Source organism: Streptomyces sp. NPDC057900, assembly GCF_042887885.1.
Classification (GTDB): Bacteria; Actinomycetota; Actinomycetes; order Streptomycetales; family Streptomycetaceae; genus Streptomyces.
In genome coordinates, this window is record NZ_JBHVOI010000006.1 from 139043 (window position 1) to 162218 (window position 23176).

General features: G+C 72.6%; 25 protein-coding genes. 16 read left to right on the plus strand and 9 right to left on the minus strand.

The annotated features are described in order from the left end of the window. Positions 1-112 precede the first annotated feature (112 nt). The 4 genes from ACFVQ0_RS23380 to ACFVQ0_RS23395 all read left to right on the plus strand — a co-directional run bounded on the left by ACFVQ0_RS23380 (position 113) and on the right by ACFVQ0_RS23395 (position 3111). Complete coding sequence (locus ACFVQ0_RS23380; protein WP_390090970.1) at positions 113-937, plus strand: hypothetical protein; 825 nt, start codon at positions 113-115, stop codon at positions 935-937. Between the two features lie 208 nt (positions 938-1145). Beyond that, positions 1146-1304 carry a hypothetical protein gene (locus ACFVQ0_RS23385; protein WP_390090972.1) on the plus strand — a complete coding sequence of 53 codons (159 nt, stop codon included), beginning with the start codon at positions 1146-1148 and terminating at the stop codon, positions 1302-1304. A gap of 130 nt (positions 1305-1434) precedes the next feature. Next, positions 1435-2073: a TetR/AcrR family transcriptional regulator gene (locus tag ACFVQ0_RS23390; protein WP_390090974.1), complete on the plus strand. Its 639-nt coding sequence runs from the start codon at positions 1435-1437 to the stop codon at positions 2071-2073. Positions 2074-2181: 108 nt separating this feature from the next. After that, a complete protein-coding gene (locus ACFVQ0_RS23395; protein WP_390090976.1) occupies positions 2182-3111 on the plus strand; it encodes an alpha/beta fold hydrolase in 930 nt (309 codons plus the stop codon). 49 nt (positions 3112-3160) lie between these two features. On the opposite strand, the gene ACFVQ0_RS23400 is transcribed toward ACFVQ0_RS23395, so the two are convergent. Then, a complete protein-coding gene (locus ACFVQ0_RS23400) occupies positions 3161-3721 on the minus strand; it encodes an excalibur calcium-binding domain-containing protein (protein ID WP_390090978.1) in 561 nt (186 codons plus the stop codon). 248 nt (positions 3722-3969) lie between these two features. On the opposite strand from ACFVQ0_RS23400, the gene ACFVQ0_RS23405 reads away from it, so the two are divergent. Further along, positions 3970-4809, plus strand: coding sequence for a hypothetical protein (locus ACFVQ0_RS23405; RefSeq protein WP_390090980.1), 840 nt, complete (start codon positions 3970-3972; stop codon positions 4807-4809). 36 nt (positions 4810-4845) lie between these two features. Next, the gene (locus ACFVQ0_RS23410; RefSeq protein ID WP_390090982.1) at positions 4846-5415 is read left to right on the plus strand and encodes a GNAT family N-acetyltransferase; all 570 of its coding nucleotides are present in this window, start codon (positions 4846-4848) and stop codon (positions 5413-5415) included. 28 nt (positions 5416-5443) lie between these two features. Here ACFVQ0_RS23410 and ACFVQ0_RS23415 read toward each other — a convergent pair whose 3' ends face one another. Together ACFVQ0_RS23415 and ACFVQ0_RS23420 are read right to left on the minus strand one after the other, a co-directional pair. Beyond that, the gene (locus ACFVQ0_RS23415; RefSeq protein ID WP_390090984.1) at positions 5444-6316 is read right to left on the minus strand and encodes an undecaprenyl-diphosphate phosphatase; all 873 of its coding nucleotides are present in this window, start codon (positions 6314-6316) and stop codon (positions 5444-5446) included. A gap of 184 nt (positions 6317-6500) precedes the next feature. Then, the gene (locus ACFVQ0_RS23420; protein ID WP_390090987.1) at positions 6501-7214 is read right to left on the minus strand and encodes a TVP38/TMEM64 family protein; all 714 of its coding nucleotides are present in this window, start codon (positions 7212-7214) and stop codon (positions 6501-6503) included. A 420-nt stretch (positions 7215-7634) separates the two neighbouring features. Here ACFVQ0_RS23420 and tuf point away from each other — a divergent pair, with 420 nt between their 5' ends. Together tuf and ACFVQ0_RS23430 are read left to right on the plus strand one after the other, a co-directional pair. Then, positions 7635-8804, plus strand: a complete 1170-nt coding sequence (gene tuf / locus ACFVQ0_RS23425; RefSeq protein WP_390090989.1) for an elongation factor Tu — start codon at positions 7635-7637, stop codon at positions 8802-8804. A gap of 113 nt (positions 8805-8917) precedes the next feature. Continuing rightward, complete coding sequence (locus ACFVQ0_RS23430) at positions 8918-9763, plus strand: spermidine synthase (protein ID WP_390090991.1); 846 nt, start codon at positions 8918-8920, stop codon at positions 9761-9763. Here ACFVQ0_RS23430 and ACFVQ0_RS23435 read toward each other — a convergent pair. Continuing rightward, the gene (locus ACFVQ0_RS23435; protein WP_390090993.1) at positions 9725-11029 is read right to left on the minus strand and encodes an MFS transporter; all 1305 of its coding nucleotides are present in this window, start codon (positions 11027-11029) and stop codon (positions 9725-9727) included. The genes ACFVQ0_RS23430 and ACFVQ0_RS23435 overlap by 39 nt on opposite strands. Before the next feature lie 54 nt (positions 11030-11083). Further along, positions 11084-12178 carry a hypothetical protein gene (locus ACFVQ0_RS23440; RefSeq protein WP_390090995.1) on the minus strand — a complete coding sequence of 365 codons (1095 nt, stop codon included), beginning with the start codon at positions 12176-12178 and terminating at the stop codon, positions 11084-11086. A 154-nt stretch (positions 12179-12332) separates the two neighbouring features. Between ACFVQ0_RS23440 and ACFVQ0_RS23445 the strand changes: the two genes are divergently transcribed. Both ACFVQ0_RS23445 and ACFVQ0_RS23450 read left to right on the plus strand, forming a co-directional pair. Next, positions 12333-12770: a DUF4442 domain-containing protein gene (locus ACFVQ0_RS23445; protein WP_390091358.1), complete on the plus strand. Its 438-nt coding sequence runs from the start codon at positions 12333-12335 to the stop codon at positions 12768-12770. Positions 12771-12926: 156 nt separating this feature from the next. Then, positions 12927-13586 carry a DedA family protein gene (locus tag ACFVQ0_RS23450; protein WP_390090997.1) on the plus strand — a complete coding sequence of 220 codons (660 nt, stop codon included), beginning with the start codon at positions 12927-12929 and terminating at the stop codon, positions 13584-13586. A gap of 7 nt (positions 13587-13593) precedes the next feature. Here the strand turns inward: ACFVQ0_RS23450 and ACFVQ0_RS23455 are convergent, their stop codons facing one another. Continuing rightward, positions 13594-14124: a gamma carbonic anhydrase family protein gene (locus tag ACFVQ0_RS23455; RefSeq protein ID WP_311306977.1), complete on the minus strand. Its 531-nt coding sequence runs from the start codon at positions 14122-14124 to the stop codon at positions 13594-13596. A gap of 170 nt (positions 14125-14294) precedes the next feature. On the opposite strand from ACFVQ0_RS23455, the gene ACFVQ0_RS23460 reads away from it, so the two are divergent. The 3 genes from ACFVQ0_RS23460 (at position 14295) to ACFVQ0_RS23470 (ending at position 16354) form a co-directional block, all read left to right on the plus strand. Beyond that, complete coding sequence (locus tag ACFVQ0_RS23460) at positions 14295-15032, plus strand: acyltransferase (RefSeq protein WP_390090999.1); 738 nt, start codon at positions 14295-14297, stop codon at positions 15030-15032. 145 nt (positions 15033-15177) lie between these two features. After that, the gene (locus tag ACFVQ0_RS23465) at positions 15178-15750 is read left to right on the plus strand and encodes a helix-turn-helix domain-containing protein (protein ID WP_390091001.1); all 573 of its coding nucleotides are present in this window, start codon (positions 15178-15180) and stop codon (positions 15748-15750) included. A gap of 43 nt (positions 15751-15793) precedes the next feature. Beyond that, entirely contained in the window at positions 15794-16354 is a 561-nt protein-coding gene (locus ACFVQ0_RS23470; RefSeq protein ID WP_390091003.1) for a YbaK/EbsC family protein, read from the plus strand. Here ACFVQ0_RS23470 and ACFVQ0_RS23475 read toward each other — a convergent pair. Together ACFVQ0_RS23475 and ACFVQ0_RS23480 are read right to left on the minus strand one after the other, a co-directional pair. Further along, the gene (locus ACFVQ0_RS23475; RefSeq protein WP_390091005.1) at positions 16284-17183 is read right to left on the minus strand and encodes an aminoglycoside N(3)-acetyltransferase; all 900 of its coding nucleotides are present in this window, start codon (positions 17181-17183) and stop codon (positions 16284-16286) included. The genes ACFVQ0_RS23470 and ACFVQ0_RS23475 overlap by 71 nt on opposite strands. A gap of 64 nt (positions 17184-17247) precedes the next feature. Next, the gene (locus tag ACFVQ0_RS23480; RefSeq protein ID WP_390091007.1) at positions 17248-17658 is read right to left on the minus strand and encodes a CoA-binding protein; all 411 of its coding nucleotides are present in this window, start codon (positions 17656-17658) and stop codon (positions 17248-17250) included. A gap of 59 nt (positions 17659-17717) precedes the next feature. On the opposite strand from ACFVQ0_RS23480, the gene ACFVQ0_RS23485 reads away from it, so the two are divergent. From ACFVQ0_RS23485 to ACFVQ0_RS23495, 3 genes are all read left to right on the plus strand, one after another. Continuing rightward, entirely contained in the window at positions 17718-18344 is a 627-nt protein-coding gene (locus ACFVQ0_RS23485; RefSeq protein ID WP_390091009.1) for a YigZ family protein, read from the plus strand. Between the two features lie 137 nt (positions 18345-18481). Then, positions 18482-19648 (plus strand): exonuclease SbcCD subunit D, encoded by a 1167-nt coding sequence (locus tag ACFVQ0_RS23490; protein WP_390091011.1) that lies wholly within the window; start codon positions 18482-18484, stop codon positions 19646-19648. Continuing rightward, on the plus strand, positions 19645-22689 hold the full coding sequence (locus tag ACFVQ0_RS23495; RefSeq protein WP_390091013.1) for an AAA family ATPase: 3045 nt from the start codon (positions 19645-19647) through the stop codon (positions 22687-22689). The genes ACFVQ0_RS23490 and ACFVQ0_RS23495 overlap by 4 nt, the downstream gene beginning before the upstream one ends. On the opposite strand, the gene ACFVQ0_RS23500 is transcribed toward ACFVQ0_RS23495, so the two are convergent. After that, on the minus strand, positions 22679-23125 hold the full coding sequence (locus ACFVQ0_RS23500) for an Lrp/AsnC family transcriptional regulator (protein ID WP_311306987.1): 447 nt from the start codon (positions 23123-23125) through the stop codon (positions 22679-22681). The genes ACFVQ0_RS23495 and ACFVQ0_RS23500 overlap by 11 nt on opposite strands. Positions 23126-23176: the final 51 nt, after the last annotated feature.

Here is a 23176-nt window from a genome sequence, read left to right on the forward strand (position 1 = left end):
GTGTGCCCGTCGGGTCCCCCGCGCCCTGCCCGCCGCTACTCCACCGGGCGTACGGCCACCGCCTTCCGGTGTACGACGACGTGCCGGCGCGCGCCGGGGGATCCTGCGGCACATGGAGAAGCGGACGACAGCGACAGCCCCGGCCGGATGGGCGGACGGCCGCGTTCCCGGCCGGGCCGCGCCCTTGCGAGGTCGGCGCGAGGTACGCACGGCCGAGGGGCTCTGCTACGCGACAGGGGCCGCACTGATCGCGTCGGGGCTGGTCCACCTCGTCGTCCTGCTCGTCGACGGCGGCTCCTGGGACGGCCCGGTGTCCTGGCGCAAGCCCGTCACGTTCGGCCTCTCCTTCGGCCTGACACTCATCGCGATCGCCTGGGTCTCCTCCTACCTGCGGATCGGCGTCCGCGCCCGGACCGTGCTGCTGGGGCTGTTCGCCGCGGACTGTGTACTTGAGGTCGCCGGGATCACCGTGCAGGCCTGGCGCCATGTGCCGTCCCACTTCAACATGGAGACCGCCTTCGACGCCGGCGTCTCCATGACGCTGGCCGTCGGCGGGGGAGGGCTGGTCGTCATTCTCTCCACGCTCTCCGCCGCCGCGTTCCTCCGGCGGCCCGGCGGACCGCCCGGCATGGCGCTCGCGCTCCGGGCCGGCTGCGGGATTCTCCTCATCGGGCTGCTGTCGGGTGCGGCCATGATCGCGCGCGGGGTGTATCTCACCCGCACCGGGCATCAGTTGGCCGGATACGCCTCCACGGCCTCGGTCAAGCCCCTGCACGGCGTCAGCCTGCACGCCGTCCTGGTGCTCCCGGTACTGGCACGCCTCCTGGCCATGACATCGTGGAGCCCACACACCCGCGTGTCCGTCGTGCGGGCCGCCGCCGGCTGCTACGCGGCGGCCGTCGCGGCGGCGCTGGTGTGGGCGGTCGTCGCGTACTGATGCGGCCGTGAAGGCGAACACGGGGCGCACCGGCGACGGTGCCGACGGCCGGACCAGCGGCAACGGATAGTCTCTGCAAGCCTCGTCGGATATACCGGTGCCCTGGTGGGTGTGGGACCGGGACGATGCCACACCCCCGTCGTCGCCGCTGTCCACGGACCGGCCGGCCACGGGGCTCTCACAGCAACTGCGATGTACAGGAGACCCGATGGCTGAAACCCCGCCCCGCCAGGCCCAGCGGCGCTCGGACGAGAGCGCCGCAGGCCCGGTGGCCGAGGCCCCGGGCCGTGTCGAGGCGGTACCGACACCGCGTTACCAGGGGCTGTTCGTCGAACCCGATCTTCCGCCCTTCGTCGAGACCGAGTGACGAAACGCGTACCCGGGGGCCCGTAGGCCCGCACTGCCCCTGTTCCCGTTCCGGCGGGCACGGGGGCAGTGCGGTATCCGGCCCCGTGCCCGCGGCTGTGCGTGCGCACCGCATCATGGAAGCTGTCGGCATGAACATCTCTGCCTCTGCCGGCGAAGGCTCACCGGACCGAGCGGGCTACCGGCGATCGGCGGGATCGCCGCGCGGTGAGGCCCGGCGCCGGGAACTGCTGGACCGGGTCACGGAGGACCTCGCGGCCAACGGGATCGTGGACTTCTCGCTGCGACGCGCCGCACGCGCGGCCGGCACCACGCACAAGGTGCTCCTCTACCACTTCGACGGCGCCGACGACCTTCTCGTACAGGCCACCGTCCAACTGCGCCGCCGCCGCATCGGAAAGGCACTGGCCGCCGCCACCGAGGACGGGGCCCGCCGGTCACTGGGGGAATGGGTGCGGGCGATCTGGCCCATTCTGCTGAGCGACGACGAGGCGGCGGTGCTCGATCAGGCCATCGGCCTGGCGATGTACGACTCCGGACGCTACGCCGCACTCGGCCGCGAGGCGTCCCAGCAGTACCTGCCCACGCTGCTCGCGGTCTGCCCGGAGCACTGGTCCGGGCAGCGGAAGCTGGAGGTCGCGGAAATGGTCCTCGCGACACTGCGGGGCTTCCTGGTGGACGCCCGGACCAGCGGCGACACGGCCGGGGTAGCCGCGGGGTTCGAGGCGCTGGTGCGCGCGCTGGAGCGGGAGGAGGCGGCCGGGGAGTGAGCGTTCTCGCCCGTTGCGGCGCAGCGGGCGCGGCCGGGCGATGGACATGATGTGAACCACGTGGTTCACTTTTTGGGAGGGATCGATCCCGCCCACCCGGAGGTCGTCATGAGCACGTCCGCGGAATCCCAGCAGGTCCCATCCGCCGGAAGCACCCTTGGAGGCGCCGTGGCGACGGGTACGAAGGAGATCGAACTGTCCGCCGGGACGGTCGTCTACGAGGACACCGGCGGCGACGGCCCCACAGTGGTCCTGCTGCACGGACTGATGATGGATGCGTCCCTGTGGGACGGGACGGTGGCCGGGCTGTCCGCCGGATACCGGTGCCTGGCGCCGACGCTGCCCCTCGGCGCGCATCGGCATCCGATGCGCGCGGACGCCGACCTGTCGCTCCGCGGGACGGCCGGGCTGGTCGCGGAGTTCCTCGACCGGCTGGACCTGCACGACGTCACGCTCGTGGGCAGCGACACCGGTGGGGCCCTGGTCCAACTGCTCATCGCCGAGGGGGACGGCGGCCGCGCCGCGCGGGTGGGCCGGATCGTGCTCGTCTCCTGCGAGGCGTTCGACAACTACCCGGCCCGGGTGACGGGCCGGACTCTCGCGCTCGCCGGGCGGCTGTCGCCCCGTCTCTTCGGTCTGTTCATGCAGCAGATGCGGCTGCGCCCGGTCCGCCGCCTCCCGGTCGCGTTCGGATGGCTGACCCGGCGGGGCGACGCGGCCACCAGGCGGTGGACGCGCCCCGTCATGACCCGGCCGGGCATCCGCCGCGACGCGGTCCGGACGCTGCGGGCGGCCGCCGGGGACGCCAGGGGGCTGGCCGGTGCCGCCGACGCCCTGGAGACCTTCGACCGCCCCGCGCTCGTCGTCTGGGCGGCCGGGGACCGCGTGATGCCGCCCGCGCACGGCCGGCGCCTCGCGGAGCTCCTCCCGCAGGGGCGGCTGACCGAGATCCCCGACAGCCGCACGCTCGTACCGCTGGACCAGCCGGATCGGCTGGCCCTGGCGATCCGGGAGTTCGTGCCCGCGCGCCGCCGGTGACGCCACGGCCGAACCGCCGTGGCCCCCTCGCCGTCCGGATGCCGGGCGCCTACTCGCAGCCGACCCCGTCGCCGTCGCGGTCCAGGTGCCGCCCGTAGCCGGGTTCACCGGCGTGGATGGGGGCGGCGCCGGCTGCCCGGACGGCGGTGCAGTTGGCGTAGTACGCCGACCCGGAGCCACCGCCGGACGTGGAGCCGCCGCCGGACCCGGAGCCACCGGAGCCGCCTGACGTACCGGAATCGGGTGCGACGGTGACCCGGACGGTCTTCGTCCGCGTCACGGCCGGAACCGGCTTCGGGGTGGCGGTCACGGTCTCCGTCACGGCGGGCAGGGGTTCGGCCGACGCGGTCGCCGTGGCCGTTGCCGTCGTGGTGACGGTTGCCGTGGGCGCGGCCTTCGCGTCGGCGGTCTTCTCCGTCCCGGCGCCGTCGTCGGAGCCGCCGATGGCGACGCCGACGCAGAGCAGGACGACCGCCGCGGGAATGATGATCCGCTTCCTCGTCCAGCCCGGCCGGCCCCCGGAAGGCGCCGCCGGCACATACGGGTTGGGCCCGGTGGGCTCGGGCGGCTGCCCCCAGGGCGGCTGTTGCGGCGGCGGAGTGTGCGACATGGGACCCCCAGGTGATGCGGTGAGGGACGACCGTAGCCAGGCCGTACAGGCCGGTGTGAGCCGTACATTCCATGAGTGATGAAGTTGTGACCAAATCGTGCGCGAGAAGTGGACGCTTCGCCGACCGCACGTGAAGCCCGCAAGGGAAAGCCGTGCGAATCCGGCACCGAACGGGCGTCCGAGGCCTACGCTCGACGGGGTGGGAGCAGCCCGCACCACCGGTGGCACCGACCGAACAGGAGAGGTGATTGATCACCCCAGCACCGCCCCGGCGCCCGTGCCGCCGTTACGGCGCCGACGGCACCGCGTGCTCCAACACCACCAATCGCGCCGACGGATGGTGCGGCCGGTGCGACGGCTACACGACCGTGACGCCCGCCGTGACCCGTGACGCCCCGGGGCCGCGCCGCTCCGAGTGGCGGTGGGGGCCCGGCGCCTGGACACCCGGCACCCTCGGTATGGACTCCGACGAGGCGTACGAGGTCGACGTCACACCCGGCGCCGTCGCCACGTACGCCAGAGTGCACTCCGTCGTGCCGCAGATCGCGGAGACACAGATCCGCTCCCTGCTCGAAGACCTCATCTCCGAGCGGGCCACCACCGAACGAAGCGGTACCGGCACGTGGCGGATCTACTTCCGCAGACACGGATACGGCCTGGTCATCAGCGCGGACCGCAGCCACGTCCTGCGCTACTGCACCCGTCACGCGGAACGCACCTGGGCCCAGTACCGCACCGGCGTCACCTCGCGCATCAGCGGATCCGGTGGCCTGGCGGCCTGGAAACGGGAGGCACTGTCAGGACACCTCCCCCTGCCCATCGGCGGCAAGGCCCTCAACCTGTACGCCAGGCACACCCTCGGCCTGAAGGTCACCCGTGACACCATCGACGAGATCGCGCGGCGGCTCGCCGCCCACCTTGCCGACAACGTCCTGCCGCACTGGCCCCGCACCGAGGAGGCGGTCATCGACGACGGTCACGGGAACACCTGGGTCGTGCTGCGCAACGAGCGATTTCCCGACGGCATCATCGCCACGGTGTACGCGACCGGCAGTGAGCCGGTGAAGCCGTCGGACCGGCCCAAATAGCTGCGGCGGGCCCGTTCACGAACAATCATGGCTGCCATGGAACGACCGAGGCCCGTCATCGAGTGCGGAGATATCGCCCTGCGCAGCTGGCGCGGACAGCGCGACTTCTCCTCGGCGCACCGGCTGATCGAGGAGTCCGTGGATCACCTGCGCCCCTGGGAACCGTGGGTCGCCCTGCACAGCGAGGCGAACACCCGTGGCTTCCTCGCGAAGTCCGGTTCCGGCTGGGCCGGTGGCCGGGTGTACAACTACGGCGTCATCGAGCACGGCACCCTCGTCGGCATGTGCCAGGCCTACCGAGGGCCCGAACCGGCGGGCTGGTTCCTCGGGTACTGGCTGCACCCCTCCGCCACCGGCCGGGGCATCGCGACGAGAGCGGCCTCCGCACTGATCAGCGAGATGTTCACGCTGCCCGCCGTGCGGTATCTGGAGATCGCGCACGACTCGGCCAACAGCGCGAGCGCGGCCATACCGCGCCGACTGGGCTTCACCGAGGTCCGGCACGAACTCGCCGCACCGCCCACGGCCCCCTCGGGGACCGGGGTCGAAGTGATCTGGCGGCTGTACCGCCCTGCCCCGCCGGCCGACGGCATGCCCCACCCGTGACCGGCCACCGGGAGAAGTCCGGCGGGGGTCAGCCCGCGGACTCGCCCGCGTGCGGGCTCAGGGAGCCCGCGCCGACCAGGATGAACAGCGCGACACCCAGGGCGATCCGGTAGATCACGAACGGCATGAAGCTCTTCGTCGTGATGAACTTCATGAACCAGGCGATGACGGCGTACCCCACACCGAACGCGATGAACGTGGCGAAGATCGTCGGCCCCCAGGCCACATGCCCCTCGCCCGCGTCCTTCAGCTCGAAGACGCCGGAGGCGAGGACCGCCGGGACCGCGAGCAGGAACGAGTAACGTGCCGCCGCCTCACGGGTGTAGCCCATCAGCAGACCGCCGCTGATCGTGGCGCCGGACCGGGAGACGCCCGGTACCAGGGCCATCGCCTGGCAGAAGCCGAAGATCAGGCCGTCCTTGACGCCCAGTTCCTTGAGGGACTTGCGCTCCTTGATCGCCCGGTGCTTGCCGCCGGTCTCGTCACGGGCGGCCAGCCGGTCGGCGACGCCCAGGACGATGCCCATCACGATGAGCGTGGTGGCGATCAGCCGCAGGTCGCGGAAGGGGCCCTCGATCTGGTCCTTGAACGTCACGCCCAGCACACCGATCGGAATGGAGCCGACGATGACCAGCCAGCCCATCTGGGCATCGTGGTCGCTCCGCATCGAGCGGTCCGTCAGCGACCTGAACCAGGCGCCGACGATCCGGACGATGTCTTTGCGGAAGTAGATGAGGACTGCGGCTTCCGTGCCGATCTGGGTGATGGCGGTGAACGCCGCTCCCGGATCGTGCCAGCCGGCGAACGCCGCGGTGAGCCGCAGATGCGCGCTGGAGGAGATCGGCAGGAACTCGGTCAGTCCCTGAACGAGGCCGAGGACGAAGGATTCGAACCAGCTCATGGGGCTTGGGCCATCCTGAAGTGATCATGCATCGTCCGCCGGATATCGGAGCCGGTCGGCAGCGTGCGGATTGCGGGCGTGTGAGGGCAGGGCCGCCTGGGGCCCGGAGATCGTCTGTCGGTCGCGGGAAGCGTATCGCCCCCGGGTGAACAGGGTTACGACAACCCCCGGCCGTACCGCCGCGTCACTCGGCGCCCAGCCGGTGACGCCTGCGCCAGGCGACGACCACCGCGCCGAGCCCCGTCAGCACGATGAACCCCATCGCCGCGAGGAACGCGGGCGAGGTCGGTGAGGAGGCCTCGCTCCCCGCCACGACGTACGCGGCCGTGTTCGGGATCGAGCCGAGACCGGTTGCCACCAGGAACGGGGGATATCCCATGCGCGACACGGCGGCACAGTAGTTGGCGGCGGCGAAAGGCACTCCGGGGAAGAGCCGCAGCGCCAGCATCGAGCGGAATCCGTGCCTGCTCAGCTGCCCGTCCGCCGCCCGCATCCAGCGCCCGCGCAGCAGCGTACGGAGCGCGTCCTGCCCCAGCGCCCTGCCCAGCCCGAACGAGACGCCCGCGCCGAGCACCGTGCCCGCCAGCGCCGCCGCGAGGCCGGCCTGGGTGCCGAACAGCGCCCCGGCGGCGAGATTGAGCAGCGGGCGCGGTACGAACGCCACCGTGCACACGCCGTACGCGAGGCCGAAGAGCACGACCGCGGCGGCGCCGCCGCTCAGCTGGGCCGGCCAGCCGGAGGCGAGCAGTTGTTGTGGCTTGAGGAGCAGCATCGTCGTCGCGGCGGCCACCAGCACGGCCACGAGCAGCGAGAACCTGGACCAGGGCGAGAACAGCACCCGTGTGCAGCGCGCGGAGAGACCGACGGCGGACCGGGTGGCGGGGACGGGGTCGAGCATTCGGGGAGAGTATCCGAACACCGGGTGTGATCGTCGTAATGTGACCGTTATAGGGGCGGATTCCGCGAGACGGAGCCGAAACCGTCCGCCCCGCGGCACGGGCGGGCGTCACGCCTCCGCCGACACCGTCAACTCACCCGCCGCCGCCCGTAAATCGCTCGACGGGCCCGCCCGGGTCGGACATGATCGAAGCATGTTCCGGTACGCCTTCCTCGCAGCATGGCCCGCAGTCGCGGCCGCGCCGAAGGCTGCCGCGAGCCCTGCCACCGCAGCAGTCACGGCAGCCGTCACCGCTGCCGCAGCGCCCATCGGCGGCGCCCGAAGCTGACCCTCCCCCGACAGTCCGGCGGACCCCGTGAGGGGAGGGTCGGCGGGGCCCTGGGGTCTTCTCTCTCAGCTTCGAGAACCAAGGAATGAGCCATGTCCAAGACGGCATACGTGCGCACCAAGCCGCACCTCAACATCGGCACCATGGGCCACGTCGACCACGGCAAGACCACCCTCACCGCCGCCATCACCAAGGTCCTGAGCGAGCGGGGCACCGGCACCTTCGTCCCGTTCGACCGGATCGACCGGGCGCCGGAGGAGGCGCGGCGCGGCATCACGATCAACATCGCGCACGTCGAGTACGAGACCGGCACCCGGCACTACGCGCATGTCGACATGCCCGGACACGCCGACTACATCAAGAACATGGTGACCGGCGCCGCCCAGCTCGACGGGGCGATCCTCGTCGTGTCGGCGCTCGAAGGGATCATGCCGCAGACAGCAGAGCACGTGCTGCTCGCCCGTCAGGTGGGCGTCGACCACATCGTCGTCGCCCTCAACAAGGCGGACGCGGGTGACCCCGAGCTGACCGACCTGGTCGAGCTTGAGGTGCGCGAGCTGCTGTCCGCGCACGGCTACGGCGGCGACACCGTGCCCGTCGTGCGGGTCTCCGGGCTGCGGGCGCTGGAGGGCGACCCGCGCTGGACGGGGGCGGTCGAGGCGTTGCTCGACGCCGTCGACACCTATGTGCCGATGCCGGTGCGCTACACCGACGCGCCGTTCCTGCTGCCGGTGGAGAACGTCCTGACCATCACCGGCCGGGGCACGGTCGTCACCGGCGCGGTGGAGCGCGGCACCGTCCGCGTCGGGGACCGCGTCGGCGTGCTCGGCGCGGACATCGAGACGGTCGTCACCGGCCTGGAGACCTTCGGCAAGCCGATGGAGTCCGCGGAGGCCGGCGACAACGTCGCGCTGCTCCTGCGCGGGGTCGAGCGCGACCGGGTGCGCCGCGGACACGTCGTCGCGGCGCCGGGCAGCGTGACCCCGAGCCGGCGCTTCACCGCGCAGGTGTACGTCCTGTCGGGGCGGGAGGGCGGCCGGACCACCCCGGTCGCCACCGGCTACCGGCCGCAGTTCTACATCCGCACCGCGGACGTCGTCGGCGACCTCGACCTCGGCGCGGCGGCGGTGGCGCGCCCCGGTGAGACGGTCACCATGACCGTCGAGCTTGGCCGGGACGTACCGCTGGAGACCGGCCTCGGCTTCGCGATCCGCGAGGGCGGCCGCACGATCGGGGCCGGTACGGTCACCGGCCTGCTCTGAGCCCGGAGCCGTAACGCCGCACGGCCCGGTCCGTCTCCCGAACCCGCGGGAGACGGACCGGGCGCGGGGTGCAGCGGTCATGAACAGCCGTCCGGGCACCGCACAATGGGGGAGTGAACGAGTCGATACCGGTCATCCGCGACGTGGACCGGGGCACCGCCAGACTGCTCCCCGACGTGGACCGGGAGCGGGCCTGGCTGCTGACCGTCGACGGGGCGCCCCAGTCGTACGTCGACCTGGACGCTCCGGAACACCTGGAGTTCGAGTACACGAGGCGGCTCGGCCACGTCGTGGACCGCGTCGCGGAACCGGGCGCACCGCTCGACGTGCTGCACCTCGGCGGCGGCGCCCTCACCCTGCCCCGCTACGTCGCGGCGACCCGCCCCGGATCCCGGCAGCACGTCGCGGAGGCCGACCGGGGCCTGCTCGCCCTCGTGGCCGAGCACCTTCCGCTGCCGGCCGGCAGCGGGATCACCGTGCACGGCACGGACGCCCGCGAACACCTGGAGGCGACCTCGCCCGGCTCCGTGGACCTCCTGGTCGCGGATGTCTTCGGCGGCTCGCGGGTGCCCGCCCACCTGACCACCCTGCCCTACGCGCGGGCCGCGGCACGTGCGCTGCGCACCGACGGGGTCTACGCCGCCAACCTCGCGGACGGGGCGCCGTTCGACTTCCTGCGCCCGCAGCTGGCCACCTTCGCGGCCGTCTTCGAGGAGCTCGCGATCATCGCGGAGCCGGCCGTGCTGCGCGGCCGGCGCTTCGGCAACGTCGTCCTGGTCGCCTCCCGCACCCCGTTCGACACGGCCGCGCTGATCCGCCGTTGCGCCGCCGACGCGTTCCCCGCCCGCGTCGAGTACGGCGCCGACGTGGCCCGCCTCGTCAGGGGCGCCGGGCCGGTCGGTGACGACGAGGCGGTCGACTCACCCGAGCCGCCCGAGGGTTCCTTCGGCATCGGCTGACGCCGGGGCGCCCTTCGCCACCACCTCTGTGGGGGCGGTTCTGCGGGTCAGGTTGCGCACGTCCGGCACGAACAGCACGGCGCCGGTGACCAGGACGACCAGCGCGGCGCAGCCCCACAGCGCCTGGCTGCGCCCGACGAGCGACTCGACCGGACCGGCGAGCGCGGTGGCGAGCGGCACCATGGCCACCGAGCCGAACCAGTCGTACGCCGAGACCCGCGACAGCTTCTCCTCCGGAATCTCCTGATGCAGGGCCGTCATCCAGGACACGCCGAACACCTCGATGGCGGCGCCGCTGACGAACATCACCGCGCAGAGTCCGGCCACCGGGAGGGGCACGGCGAGCCCCGCCGAGGGCAGGGCCAGCGGGAAGACGCAGAGCGTTCCGGCCAGCAGCAGCCGCCGCGGCTTCCACCGCATCATCAGGACCGCCCCGCCCAGGGTGCCGACGCCGAACGCGGCGAGCGCGAGGCCCCAGGGGCGGGCGCCGCCGAGTTCGTCCCTGGCGACCAGCGGTCCGTACACCGCCTCCGCGGCCCCGACCGCGGCGACCACCACGGAGAACTGCGCCACGACGGCCCAGAGCCAGGTGCGGCCGACGAACTCCTGCCAGCCGTCCCGGAGATCGGCGAGCAGCCCGCCACCGGGTTCGCGCGCGGGGATGTGGCTCACGTCGAGGAAGGAGCGCAGCGCCCCGGCCACCGCGAAGGCGGCCGCGTCGATGGCCAGCACCCAGCCGGGGTCCATCGCGGCGATCATGGCGCCGCCGAGCGCCGCACCGCCGATGGCGGCGCCCTGCATGGACATCCGGAAGAGGGCGAAGGCACGGCTCGCCTGTTCTGCGCTGACCGTGGACATCAGCATGCCCTCGGCAGCCGGGTTGAAGAAGGCCTGCCCGGTGCCGCAGAGCGCGGTGAGCACCATCATCTGCCACAGCCGGGCGTCACCGGTCAGGACCAGCCAGGCGAAGACGGCCTGCGAGACGCAGTTGAGGGTGTTGGACGCCACCATCACGCGGTGGCGCGGCAGCCGGTCCGCGACCGCCCCGCCGATCAGCAGGAAGAGGACCAGCGGCGCGGTCCTGGCGGCGGCCACCAGCCCGACGTCACCGGCGTCGCCGCCCGACTCCAGAACCGCGAACGCCGCCGCGATCAGCGCGCCGTTGGTGCCCAGGCCCGTGATGATCGCGGCGGCGGTCAGCAGCCGGTAATTGCGGCCCGCCCGGGAGGGGCGGTCCGATGGGGGTGCGAGGTCGGCGGCTGTCACCAGGGGACTATCGCTGGCTTGACCCCGTCGTGCCAAATGGATTGCCGCGGAGCGTCAGGACTTGGTGATCTTCACCAGGCGCACGGTGCTCAGGATCTTCATGATCGTCGTGTCCGGCAGCTCGTCCGGGACGGAGTCGGCACCGTACAGAACCCAGGAGGAGAACGCCCCGTCGCTGTTCTTGAAGGTGAAGGCGATGGACTTGCCGTCCGTGTCGCACTTCTTCTTCTTGGTGACGTTGGGCGCCTTGGCGGTCACCAGGCTGCCGGTCAGACCCGACTTGGTGGTGTACTGCTTCGGCTTGCTGATCTTGATGGTGCTCTTCGGCATGTGCTGCGCGTAGGCGGCCCATACCCAGGTGCCCGCCTCGTTCCTGGCGTTCACATCGGCGTCCGTGGCACCTTCGGCGCCGCGGGTGCCGGTGCCGGCCAGGCTGCTGTTCTCCTTGATGCCGTCGTGGTCGGAGTCGTCGACGCACCACTTGCTCTTGAGGTCCGCGGGTGCGGTGAAGCCGATCAGCGGTGAGCCGTCACCCTTCTTGTCGTCCTCGAAGAAGGAGGACGTGGTGGGGGACGAGACCTCCCAGTCGCCGGGCACGTCGAACTGCGTGCCCCACTTCGGGTTGGTCACCACCTTCCAGCCGGCGATGAGCGGCTTGGCGTCGTCTTCGCCACCGCGCGGGTTCTCCTCCGGCGACGACGCGGACCCGGAGGGCTTGGCGGGCGCGGACGACTTCTTGTCGTCGGCGACGTTCTTGCCGTCCTTGCCGTCGTCCTTCTTGTTCATCACGACGACACCGGTGACCACCGCGGCCGCCACGACCGCGACCGCCGCGACGATGGCGACGACGGTCGTCTTCTTCTTGTCGTTGCCGGGCTGGGGCGGACCGGGCGGGCCGGGAACCGCGTACTGCGGAGCGGTCGGCTGCTGGTACGGATTGCCCTGCGGGTAGCCCGGCTGTCCCTGCTGCTGCCCCGGCTGACCCTGTTGCGGGTAGCCGTATCCGGGCTGCTGCCCGGACGCGCCGGGCTGCTGGTACCCCGGCTGCTGGTAGGGATTCGGCTGCTGGTAACCCGGCTGCTGATACGGGTTCTGGTTCTGGTCCTGCGGGTTTTGCTCGCCCCCGGGCGGCTGCTGTCCTGGCCACATGGCGAGTAACGATAGAGGTGCGCCGCACGGGCGGCTACGGCCGCCCCCGTGAGCGGACGGTGAAGAACATGACCGGGTGCGGACCCGATGATCCCGGGGGCATGGCCAAATATGACTACCGGCCGGTAACATCTGGCCCATGAGCGCTGAACAGATGACCGCGGGCGAGATGGTCGCCGCGACGGTTCCGATGGTCCGGACCCTCAACCTCGAATTCCTGGAGTCCACCGCGGAACGCGCGGTGGTCCGCCTGCCGGACCAGGCGGACTTCCACAACCATCTCGGTGGACCGCACGCCGGGGCGATGTTCACGCTGGCTGAATCGGCGAGCGGCGCGATAGTCATCGCCGCGTTCGGGGACCAGTTGACGCGCGCCGTCCCGCTCGCGGTGAAGGCGGAGATCGGCTACCAGAAGCTGGCCATGGGCGATGTCACCGCGACCGCCACCCTCGGCAGGCCGGTGGCCGAAGTCGTCGCGGAACTGGACGAGGGCAAGCGCCCCGAGTTCCCCGTGGCCATCCGGATCCAGCGCGCGGACGGCGCGGTGACCGGCGAGATGACGGTGGTCTGGACGCTGCGCCCGAACGCCTGATTCCGGCCGTCCCGACAAGGGCCGCCTCCCGCCCGCAAGGGGTGCGGGGGCGGCCCTTCTCGCTGTCGGTGCCGCCCGCGCGGCCGGTAGGGTTACCTCCGTGCGCCGAGGGAGCTGTCCGGCGGCCGACAGGACATCACTACGGAGGAACCGGCGTTGCACATCCAGGAATGGCTGGAGACCGTCCCCGCGATCAGCGTCTACCTCCTGGTGGGCATCGTCATCGGCGTGGAGAGCCTCGGCATCCCGCTGCCGGGCGAGGTCGTCCTGATCAGCGCGGCTCTGCTGGCCGCGGGGCACGACGGCATCAACCCGTGGATCCTGGGTGCCTGCGCGACGGCCGGGGCGGTGATCGGTGACTCGATCGGCTATGCCATCGGCCGCAAGGGCGGACGTCCGATGCTGGCCTGGCTCGGCGGCAAGTTCCCCCGCCACTTCGGCGAGAGCCAGATCGCCACGGCGGAACGCTCGTTCCAGAAGTGGGGCATGTGGGCGGTCTTCTTCGGCCGCTTCGTCGCACTGCTGCGCATCTTCGCGGGACCGCTCGCCGGTGTCCTGCACATGCCGTACTGGAAGTTCCTGATCGCCAACGTGCTCGGCGGGATCGTCTGGGCGGGCGGCACCACGGCCGTCATCTACTCGGTGGGTGTCGTCGCGGAGGACTGGCTCAAGCGGTTCTCGTACCTGGGACTGGCGATCGCGGTCCTCATCGGACTCGGCTCGATGCTGGTCGTCAGGAACCGGGCCAAGAAGGCGGCCGCCCGGTCCGCCGCGCAGCCCGCGCCCGAACCGGGGACCGTACCGGCGGCCGACTGACCCGCGCTCAGTCCTCGAACGCCTCGCGGTGTGCCTTCGCCAGCTCCACGTAGCCGACCGCGTTGAACTTCACGCCGTCGAGCTCCTCCTGGGTCAGCTGCCGCTTCACCTTGGCGGGCACACCGGCGACCAGCGAGCCCGGCGGCACCCGCATCCCCTGCGGGACCAGTGCCTGGGCGGCGACCAGCGAACCGGTGCCGATGTGCGCACCGTTCAGGACGGTGGCCCCCATGCCGATCAGCACGTCGTCCTCGACGGTGCAGCCGTGGAGCACCGCGTTGTGCCCGACGGAGACGCGCTCGCCGACCGTGACCGGGAAACCGGGATCGACGTGGACGCTGCAGTTGTCCTGGATGTTTGAACCGGCGCCGATGACGATGGGACCGCAGTCCGCCCGCAGCACCGCGTGGTACCAGACGCTGGAACCGGCCGCCATGGTGACCTCACCGATCACGACCGACGTCGGTGCGGTGAAGGCGGACGGGTCGATGTCCGGCTCCTGACCTCCCATTGCGGTGATCAACGCCTGTTCTGCCATCGCGCGTTCCTCCGTGCTCCGGTGCTGTGGGTCGCGGTCCTCCGGCCGGGCGCCGTCCGGTTCCGCCGGGGAAACCGTATGCGACGGGTACGAGGGCCGGCGGCCGGGTGGGGTGAAGATCACAGGCCGGTGCGGATACCGGTTCCGGGCGCCCCGACTACCGTGTGCGGGTGCCGAAGAACAGAGACACGGTCTCCTCCCTGACCGCCTGGCGGCGGCGCGCCCTGTCGGGGGCCGTCCACCGCTGCTGGCGCTGGGTCCGGGAGGCGGGCGCGGTGACGGCCACGCACCCCGGCGGGCTGCGGTTCGGCCGGATCGGCGAGGGCACCCGGCTCGCCTTCCCGCAGGGCACGGTCTTCGGGGAACGGTGGATCGAGCTCGGCAACCACTGCGTCATCGGCGAACAGGTCACCCTCACGGCGGGCCTCATGCCCGATCTGGACCTCGGCGCCGATCCGATCCTGACCCTGGGCGACGGAGTGGTGCTCGGCCGGGGCAGTCATGTCGTCGCGGACACCACGGTGACGATCGGCTCCGACACCTACTGCGGGCCGTACGTCTACATCACCTCGACCAACCACAGCTACGACGATCCGCATCAGCCGGTCGGCCGGCAGTGGCCGCGGATGGAACCGGTCGCCATCGGCCCCGGCTGCTGGATCGGCACCGGAGCGGTGATCCTCCCGGGCGCCCGGCTCGGCCGCAACGTGGTCGTGGCGGCCGGCGCGGTCGTCCGCGGCGAGGTGCCCGACCACGCGGTGGTGGCCGGCGCCCCCGCCCGCGTCGTACGCAGCTGGGACCCGGACAAGGGCTGGCAGCCGCCCCTGCGCACGCCGGCCCCGGTGCCGATCCCCGAGGGCGTGACGCCCGAACAGCTGCTGGCCGTGGCGGAGCTCGACGAGAGCTGAGGGTGCCCGGCCGCGAGGAGCCCCCCGGCGGACACAGCGAACAGCGCGGCACGCGAGGGCCTCGCAGTACAGTGCGATGAACGGTGGGTACACCACACCGTAGTGCAGTATTTTCGTCTCCGGCATCCAGAATATTGGACGGAATGTGACTGATCTCGACCAGCTGACCCAGTCCCTCGCGCGCAACCTCAAGCGCTGGCGCGGGGAGCGGGGTTTCACTCTGGACGCCCTCGCCACCCGCGCCGGGGTCAGTCGCGGCATGATCATCCAGATCGAGCAGGCCCGCACCAACCCGAGCGTCGGCACCACGGTCAAGCTCGCCGACGCGCTCGGCGTCGCCATCACCACCCTGCTCGACCACGAGCAGGGCTCCCCGGTCCGGCTGGTCCCCGCGGACCAGGCCGTACGCATGTGGTCCACGGAGGCCGGGAGCGCCACCACCCTGCTGGTCGGCACCGAGGCCCGCGGCCCGCTGGAACTCTGGCACTGGCGGCTGGCGCCCGGTGAAGGCAGCGCGTCCGACCCGCACCCCGAGGGCACCGTCGAGCTGCTCCACGTCACGACGGGCGAACTCACCCTGGTCGTCGGCGGCGCCTCGTACACCGTCCCCGCCGGAACCTCCGCCACGTTCGAGGCGCACCACCGCCACGCCTACCGCAACGAGGGCCCGGAGCCCGTCGAAGTCACCATGGCCGTGTCCGTCCCGCCCGTCAGATGAGACGTCCAACCGGTCCGGTGAGCGCGGCTGTTAGCGTGCACGCATGCGCGCACCCATCGGCTCCTTCGAGGACGCCTGCCCCGCGGTCGAACGCCTCGAACTGCTCACCGCCCCGGTGGCCGCAGCGGTCCGGGAGGGCTGGGGCGGGTTCCCCGCCGAGCAGATCATCCACGTCGACACGGACCCCGAGATCGCTGACACGGCGGCGTTCGTCGAGCACCACGGGGCCGATCTGCTGAACTGCTCGGCCAACTGTGTCGTCGTGGCCGGAAAGCGCGGGGGAGAGGTCACCCTGGCCGCCTGCCTGGTGCTGTCCCACTCCCGCGTCGACGTGAACGGAGTCGTCCGCCGGCACCTCGACGCCCGCAAGGTGCGGTTCGCCCCGATGGACACGGCGGTCGGCGACACGGGAATGGAGTACGGCGGCATCACCCCCGTCGGACTCCCCGCCGACTGGCCCCTGTTGATCGACCCCGCCGTCGTGGACCAGGAATGGGTCCTCATCGGCAGCGGCAGCCGACGGGGCAAGCTGATCATGCCGGGCAAGGCGCTGGCGGCGCTCCCGGGGGCTGCCGTCGTGGCCGGTCTGGGCATCGGCGGCTGACTCCGCGGCCCCGGTGCGCCGGCAACCACCCCATCGCGAAGGCGACCGCCGCCGGGAAACGGAACAGCCGGCCCGTGGCGGAGCCGACCGCGGCGGTGCGAACGGCGGCGCCCCGGTCCGACCGCGCGAAGTCCTCGCCCAGTCGCGCGAAGTCGCCGTCGTCCAGGGCCACGTCCTCGTACTCCCACCACCGGCGCCCGCCGCCGTCCCGCACCACACAGCGATAGGTGCGGCGGGGCGGCGAGGGCACCCGGTACTCCGCGAGGTGGAACGCCGTGCAGGAGCCGAATCCGGTGCCGAGCAGCAGGACCTGCGCCCGCAGTTCGTGAAGGCGGGCCAGCGGGGAGTCCTCGCCGAGATGGCAGTCCGGACGGTGGTCCGCCACCACGTGGCCGGCCAGCGGGCCCAGGGCGGCGAAGGAGGTCTGCGGATGCGCGCTGCGGACCGAGCCCGGTGAACGGCGCACCGCTTCGGAGAGCCGGCCCATCGACGGGGCCGCCGTGATCGCCGGATCGAACGCGGGCATCGCCGCCCGCACGGCCTCCCGCTCCCGCTCGCCGAGGCCGTGGACCCGGGCGCGGTACTGCGGGGAGGTGTCGGAGTTCTCCGGGGTGAAGGAAGGGACCACCAGGGTGCCCTCCGGACCCAGCGCCTCCCGCAGCGCGGCACCGACCGTGTCCGCGCCGCCGTCGACCGCCCCCACCGCGCTCAGTGACGCGTGCACCATCAGGACGCCGCCCCGCTCGATGCCCAGCGCGGCGAGCTGACGGGACAGGCGGGCCCGGCTGTGGGGGACGGCGGACACGCTCGGGACGTAGGCAGTACTCACAGCCGGTCATCCTCCCAGCCAGGAGCGGAATGTGATACCCCGCACATCTGGCCGCCGGGTGCACTCAGCCGTTCAGCGCGGGGATCTCGATCGCCGGGCAGCGGTCCATGACCATGTCGAGCCCGGCCGCCCTGGTGCGCTCGTACGCCTCCTCGTCGATCACTCCCAGCTGGAACCAGACCGCGGAGGCGCCGATCGCGACCGCCTCGTCCGCCACCGCCCCGGCCAGCCCGCTGTTGACGAAGACGTCCACCACGTCGACCGGGAAGGGGATCTCGGCCAGCGAGGCGTAGCCGTCCTCGCCGTGCACCCGCTCGGCCCTGGGGTGGACCGGCACCACCCGCTTGCCGAAGCGCTGGAGCACCTCCGCCACCCCGTAGGCCGCGCGCGAGCGGTTGTCGGACAGCCCCACCACGGCCCAGGTGTCGCCCGTCCCGGTCAGAATCCTGCGGATCGTCTCCGTGTCTGCGTACATGATCGTCACAACGGACGGCCGCCCCCGGCCATTCCCGGGGCTGCGCATAGGCTGGCCGGATGCAGGAGCAGTACCGGACAGTCGCCCGCGCGGGCGTGCACGAGACCGAGATCAACCGCTCGCGCTTCATCTGCGCGCTCGCCCCCGCCGCCACCGAGGAGGAGGCCCAGGACTTCGTCGCACGCGTCCGCAGGGAACACCCGGCCGCTTCCCACAACTGCTTCGCGTACGTGATCGGCGCCGACGCCTCCGTACAGAAGGCCAGTGACGACGGCGAGCCCGGCGGCACCGCGGGCGTTCCCATGCTCCAGATGCTGACGCGCCGCGAGATGCGGTACGTCGTCGCCGTCGTCACCCGCTACTACGGCGGCGTGAAGCTCGGTGCCGGCGGGCTGATCCGGGCGTACGGCGGGGTGGTCGGTGAGGCCCTCGACGCGCTGGGCACCCTCACCCGGCAGCGGTTCCGGATCGCGACGGTCACCGTGGACCACCAGCGGGCCGGGCGGCTGGAGAACGAACTGCGGGCCACCGGACGCAGCGTGCGCGAGGTCCGGTACGCGGAGGCGGTGACCATCGAGATCGGGCTGCCGGACGCCGATGTGGAGGAGTTCCGCCGCTGGCTGGCCGACGCGACGGCGGGCGAGGCGGAACTGGAGCTGGGCGAAAAGGCGTACGGGGACGCCTGAGTACTGTGGTGCGGGAGCGCGGGCGCGGGGCCGCGCCGGTGTGACGGACACCGGCCGCGAGGTCCGGCCCGTTCCGGAGCGCGGGGGCCGCGGCCGCACGGGTGGAGGAAACGAAACATGCAGGTCGGAGCCTGGTCTTGAAGATTTTGCACACATCGGACTGGCACCTGGGCCGCTCCTTCCACCGGGTGTCGCTGCTCGAAGCCCAGGCCGCCTACCTCGACCACCTGGTGGCGACGGTCCGTGACCACGAGGTCGATGCCGTGCTCGTGGCGGGTGATGTGTACGACAGGGCGGTGCCGCCGCTCTCCGCCGTCCAGCTCTTCGACGACGCGCTGCACCGGCTCGCCGAGGCCGGCGTACCCACCGTGATGATCTCCGGGAACCACGACTCGGCCCGCCGGCTCGGCGTCGGCGCCGGTCTCATCGGACGCGCCGGCATCCATCTGCGCACCGACCCCGCGCACTGCGCCACCCCCGTCGTCATCCCGGACGCGCACGGCGACGTGGCGTTCTACGGGCTCCCGTATCTGGAGCCCGCCCTCGTCAAGGACGAGTTCCGGGCGGAGCGGGCCGGGCACGAGGCCGTGCTGGGCGCCGCCATGGACCGGGTCCGCGCGGACCTCGCGACACGGCCGGACAGCACCCGGTCCGTCGTCCTCGCCCACGCCTTCGTCGCGGGCGGCGAGCCGAGCGACAGCGAACGCGACATCACGGTGGGCGGCGTGGCGGCCGTGCCCGCCGGGGTCTTCGACGGCGTCGACTACGTGGCACTGGGGCACCTCCACGGCTGCCAGACCGTCTCCGAGCGGGTCCGCTACTCCGGCTCCCCGCTCGCGTACTCCTTCTCCGAGTCCGGCCACCGCAAGACCATGTGGCTGATCGAGCTGGACGGTACCGGTGCGGTCACCGCCGAACGGATCGACTGCCCGGTGCCCCGCCCGCTCGCCAGGCTCACCGGCCGGCTCGACACCCTCCTCGACGACCCCGCCCTCGAACGGCACGAGCACTCCTGGGTGGAGGCCACCCTCACCGATCCGGTCCGCCCGGCCGAGCCGATGGCCCGCCTCGTCGAGCGGTTCCCGCACACCCTCGCCCTCGCCTTCGAACCGGAACGCGACCCGGAGGACCCGCGGACCTCCTACGCCGAGCGGCTGCGGGGACGCGACGACCAGAGCATCGCGGAGGACTTCGTGGCCCATGTCCGGGGCGGGTACGGCATCGACGAGTCGGAGCGGACGGTGCTGCGCGGCGCCTTCGACCACGTACGCGTCGACGACGGCGTGCGCGAGGTGAACCGGTGAGGCTCCACCGACTCGGCATCACGGCCTTCGGACCGTTCGGCGCCACTCAGGAGATCGACTTCGACGCGCTCTCCGCAGCCGGGATCTTCCTGCTGCACGGACCGACCGGCGCCGGCAAGACCTCGGTCCTCGACGCCGTCTGCTACGGCCTCTACGGCGCCGTGCCCGGCGCCCGGCAGAGCCCAGGAACCTCGCTGCGCAGCGACCACGCCCCGGCGGACCTGCCGACCGAGATCCTGCTCGAACTCACCGTCGGCGGGCGCCGGCTGGAGATCACCCGTAGCCCCGCCCAGCCCCGCCCCAAGAAGAAGGGCGACGGCTACACCACGGAGAAGGCGCAGAGCCGGCTGCGCGAGTACGTCCCCGGCGAGGGATGGCGGGCGCTGAGCCGGTCCAACCAGGAGATCGGCGAGGAGATCACCCAGCTCATCGGGATGAGCCGGGACCAGTTCTGTCAGGTGGTCCTGCTGCCGCAGGGCGACTTCGCCCGCTTCCTGCGCGCCGACGCGGAGGCGCGCGGGAAGCTCCTCGGCCGGCTCTTCGACACCCGTCGCTTCGCCGCGGTCGAGGAGCACCTCGCGGAGCTGCGCCGGGCCGCCGGGACCCAGGTCAGAGCCGGGGACGAACGGATCCTCGCGGTCGCCCAGCGGATCGCCCAGGCGGCCGGGCCCGCCGCCGAGGAGCACCCGCTGCCCGGCATCCAGCCCGGCGAACCGGGGCTCGCGGACGCCGTACTGGAATGGGCGGCGACCGCCCGCAGCGGCGCCCGGGAACGGCTCGACATCGCGGCCTGCGTGCTGTCCGCGGCCGAGACCCGGCAGTCGGCCGCCCGGCAGGCCCTGGACGCCGAGCGCGAACTGGCCGGGCTCCAGCAGCGGTACGCGGAGACCCGGCGGCGCGCCACAGAGGTGGAGGCCGGGCGGTACGAGCACGACCAGGCGCGGGAGCGGCTGCGACGTGCCCGCAAGGCGGATCTCGTCGCCCCCGCGCTGGAGCTTCGCGAGGAGGCCGGGCGGGCGCACCGGCGGGCGGGCGCGGCCCGCGACCGCTCCCGGGCCGGGCTGCCCGGCGAGCTGGCCGACGCGGGCGCCGAACAGCTGACCGCGCTGGAACGACGGCTCCGCGAGGAACTCGGCGCGCTGGACGCCGCCCGTCGCGCCGAGCATCGCAGCGCCGAGATCGACAGCGAACGGGCCGCGCTGGAACGGCAGGCCAGGGCGGACGACGAACTGATCCGGGACGCCCAGAGCTGGCTGGCCGGCTGGGAGACCACCCGGCACCGGCTGCACACCCGCATCGAGGCGGCCCAGGAAGCGGCGACCCGCGCCGAACTGCTGGCCGGCCGGCTGGACCCGGCCCGACGCCGACTCGACGCTGCGGGGCGCCGCGACACGCTGGCCGCGCGGGTGTCGGAGGCGGAGGACCGCCTGGCCACGGCCCGGGAGGACGCGCTCACCACCGGCGAGACCTGGCTCGGCCTGCGCGAGCGGCGGTTGCGTGACATCGCGGCCGAGCTCGCCCGGGAACTGGTCGAGGGCGAGGCCTGCCCGGTCTGCGGATCGGCCGGCCACCCGGAGCCCGCACGGGCCGGGGACGGACACGTCGACCAGGCCACGGAGGACGCCGCGGAGGCCGCCCACCGCCGCGCAGAGCAGGCGCGCACCGAGGCGGAACACGCGCTCGGCGCCGTACGCGAGCGGTATGCGGCCGCCCGCGCGGAGGCCGCGGACAACCCGGAAGGGCAGACGGCGGACGCGGCCTGCGAGCCGACCGTCGGAGCGCTCACCGATCTCGTGGACACCCTGACCAGGGAGCACGCGGAGGCCTACCGGACCGCCACCGGGACGCACGCGGCGCGCGAGGCCCTCGCGGCCGCGGAACGCGAGCAGGAGCAACGGGCCGGGGACCGGCAGCAGGCCGAACGCCGGGCCGCGGCCCGCACCTCCCGGCGCGAGGGACTCGACGCGGAACAGGCGGCCCTCGCAGAGGTGCTGGCCCAGGCGCGCGGCGGATCCGGCAGCGTCACCGAGCACGCCGCCCTCCTGCAGCGCCGGGTCGCGCTGCTCGTGGAGGCGGCCGAGGCTCTGCGTGAGGAGGAGAGCGCGGCGGCCCGGCTGAAGGAGTCCGACGCCCGGCTCGCGGACGCGGCGTTCCGGGCCGGTTTCGACACTCCGCAGGACGCCGCCGCGACGATGCTCCCCGACTCCCGGCAGCGGGCGCTCCAGCACCGGATCGACGCCTGGCAGGCCGAGTCCGCGGCCGTCACCGACCGGCTGGCGGAGGCCGACGCCCGCACCGCCGCCGGCCGTCCCCCGGCAGACCCCGCCGCCGCGCAGTCGCTGTACGACAGGGCCGAGCGGCTGCTGCGGGACGGGGCGGGTGCCCACACCGCCGCCCGGGAACGCTGCGCCGAACTCGGCCGGCTGTCCCGGCGCGCGGCGGAAGAGGTGCGGGCACTGGGGCCGGTGCGCGAGGAGTACGAGCGCATCGCGCGGCTCGCCGGACTCACCGCCGGCACCTCGGCGGACAACGAACGCAAGATGCGGCTGGAGTCCTACGTACTGGCGGCCCGCCTCGAACAGGTGGCCGCGGCCGCCACGGCCCGGCTGCGGCGGATGTCGTCGGGCCGCTACACCCTGGTCCACTCCGATGCCAGAACCGGCGGCCGCAGGGCCGGTCTCGGGCTGCACGTCATCGACGCCTGGACCGGCCGGGAACGCGACACGGCCACGCTGTCCGGGGGCGAGACGTTCTTCGCCTCGCTCGCCCTGGCGCTCGGCCTCGCGGACGTGGTGACCGACGAGGCCGGCGGCGTACGGCTGGACACCCTCTTCATCGACGAGGGGTTCGGCAGCCTGGACGACCAGACGCTCGACGAAGTGCTCGACGTGCTGGACTCGCTGCGGGAGCGGGACCGCAGCGTCGGCATTGTCAGCCATGTCGCGGATCTGCGCCGGCGCATTCCGGCCCAGCTCGAAGTGGAGAAGGAGCGCCACGGATCCGCGGTACGCCACCGGGCGGCGGACGGAGTCAGCGGCTGACCGCCCGGCGCGGCAGCGGCGAGGAGTAGACGACGCTCGTGGTGACGGACCCCAGGGCGCCGATCCTGCCCGACACCGCTTCCAGATGGCTCATGGAGCGGGCCGTCACCTTCAGCACGAAGCAGTCGTCGCCGGTGACATGGTGGGCCTCCAGGATCTCGGGCGTGGCGGCGACGAGATCGTGGAACGGCTTGTAGTTGCCGTTCGGATAGCGCAGCCGGACGAAGGCGAGGATCGGCAGTCCGAGGCGGTCCGGATCGACCACCGCCGCGTACCCGCTGATGATCCCGGCCTCCTCCAGCCTGCGGACCCGCTCGGTCACGGCGCTCGACGACATCGCGACCGTCCGGGCGATGTCGGCGAAGGTGGCGCGCCCCTCACGCTGGAGGACATCGAGAATGCGCCAGTCGGTGTCGTCCGGGGAATAGTCGGTCATACACAGAGAGAACAGGGGAACGCCCGGCGGATCAAGTCCGGTGCCGGGGAT

Excerpts from the sequence above, each read along its gene's own strand:
- ACFVQ0_RS23380 (WP_390090970.1), top strand. The coding sequence starts at position 113 with ATGGAGAAGCGGACGACAGCGACAGCCCCGGCCGGATGGGCGGACGGC.
- ACFVQ0_RS23385 (WP_390090972.1), top strand. The coding sequence starts at position 1,146 with ATGGCTGAAACCCCGCCCCGCCAGGCCCAGCGGCGCTCGGACGAGAGC.
- ACFVQ0_RS23390 (WP_390090974.1), top strand. The coding sequence starts at position 1,435 with ATGAACATCTCTGCCTCTGCCGGCGAAGGCTCACCGGACCGAGCGGGC.
- ACFVQ0_RS23395 (WP_390090976.1), top strand. The coding sequence starts at position 2,182 with ATGAGCACGTCCGCGGAATCCCAGCAGGTCCCATCCGCCGGAAGCACC.
- ACFVQ0_RS23400 (WP_390090978.1), bottom strand. The coding sequence starts at position 3,721 with ATGTCGCACACTCCGCCGCCGCAACAGCCGCCCTGGGGGCAGCCGCCC.
- ACFVQ0_RS23410 (WP_390090982.1), top strand. The coding sequence starts at position 4,846 with ATGGAACGACCGAGGCCCGTCATCGAGTGCGGAGATATCGCCCTGCGC.
- ACFVQ0_RS23415 (WP_390090984.1), bottom strand. The coding sequence starts at position 6,316 with ATGAGCTGGTTCGAATCCTTCGTCCTCGGCCTCGTTCAGGGACTGACC.
- ACFVQ0_RS23420 (WP_390090987.1), bottom strand. The coding sequence starts at position 7,214 with ATGCTCGACCCCGTCCCCGCCACCCGGTCCGCCGTCGGTCTCTCCGCG.
- tuf (WP_390090989.1), top strand. The coding sequence starts at position 7,635 with ATGTCCAAGACGGCATACGTGCGCACCAAGCCGCACCTCAACATCGGC.
- ACFVQ0_RS23440 (WP_390090995.1), bottom strand. The coding sequence starts at position 12,178 with ATGTGGCCAGGACAGCAGCCGCCCGGGGGCGAGCAAAACCCGCAGGAC.
- ACFVQ0_RS23445 (WP_390091358.1), top strand. The coding sequence starts at position 12,333 with ATGACCGCGGGCGAGATGGTCGCCGCGACGGTTCCGATGGTCCGGACC.
- ACFVQ0_RS23455 (WP_311306977.1), bottom strand. The coding sequence starts at position 14,124 with ATGGCAGAACAGGCGTTGATCACCGCAATGGGAGGTCAGGAGCCGGAC.
- ACFVQ0_RS23470 (WP_390091003.1), top strand. The coding sequence starts at position 15,794 with ATGCGCGCACCCATCGGCTCCTTCGAGGACGCCTGCCCCGCGGTCGAA.
- ACFVQ0_RS23480 (WP_390091007.1), bottom strand. The coding sequence starts at position 17,658 with ATGTACGCAGACACGGAGACGATCCGCAGGATTCTGACCGGGACGGGC.
- ACFVQ0_RS23485 (WP_390091009.1), top strand. The coding sequence starts at position 17,718 with ATGCAGGAGCAGTACCGGACAGTCGCCCGCGCGGGCGTGCACGAGACC.
- ACFVQ0_RS23500 (WP_311306987.1), bottom strand. The coding sequence starts at position 23,125 with ATGACCGACTATTCCCCGGACGACACCGACTGGCGCATTCTCGATGTC.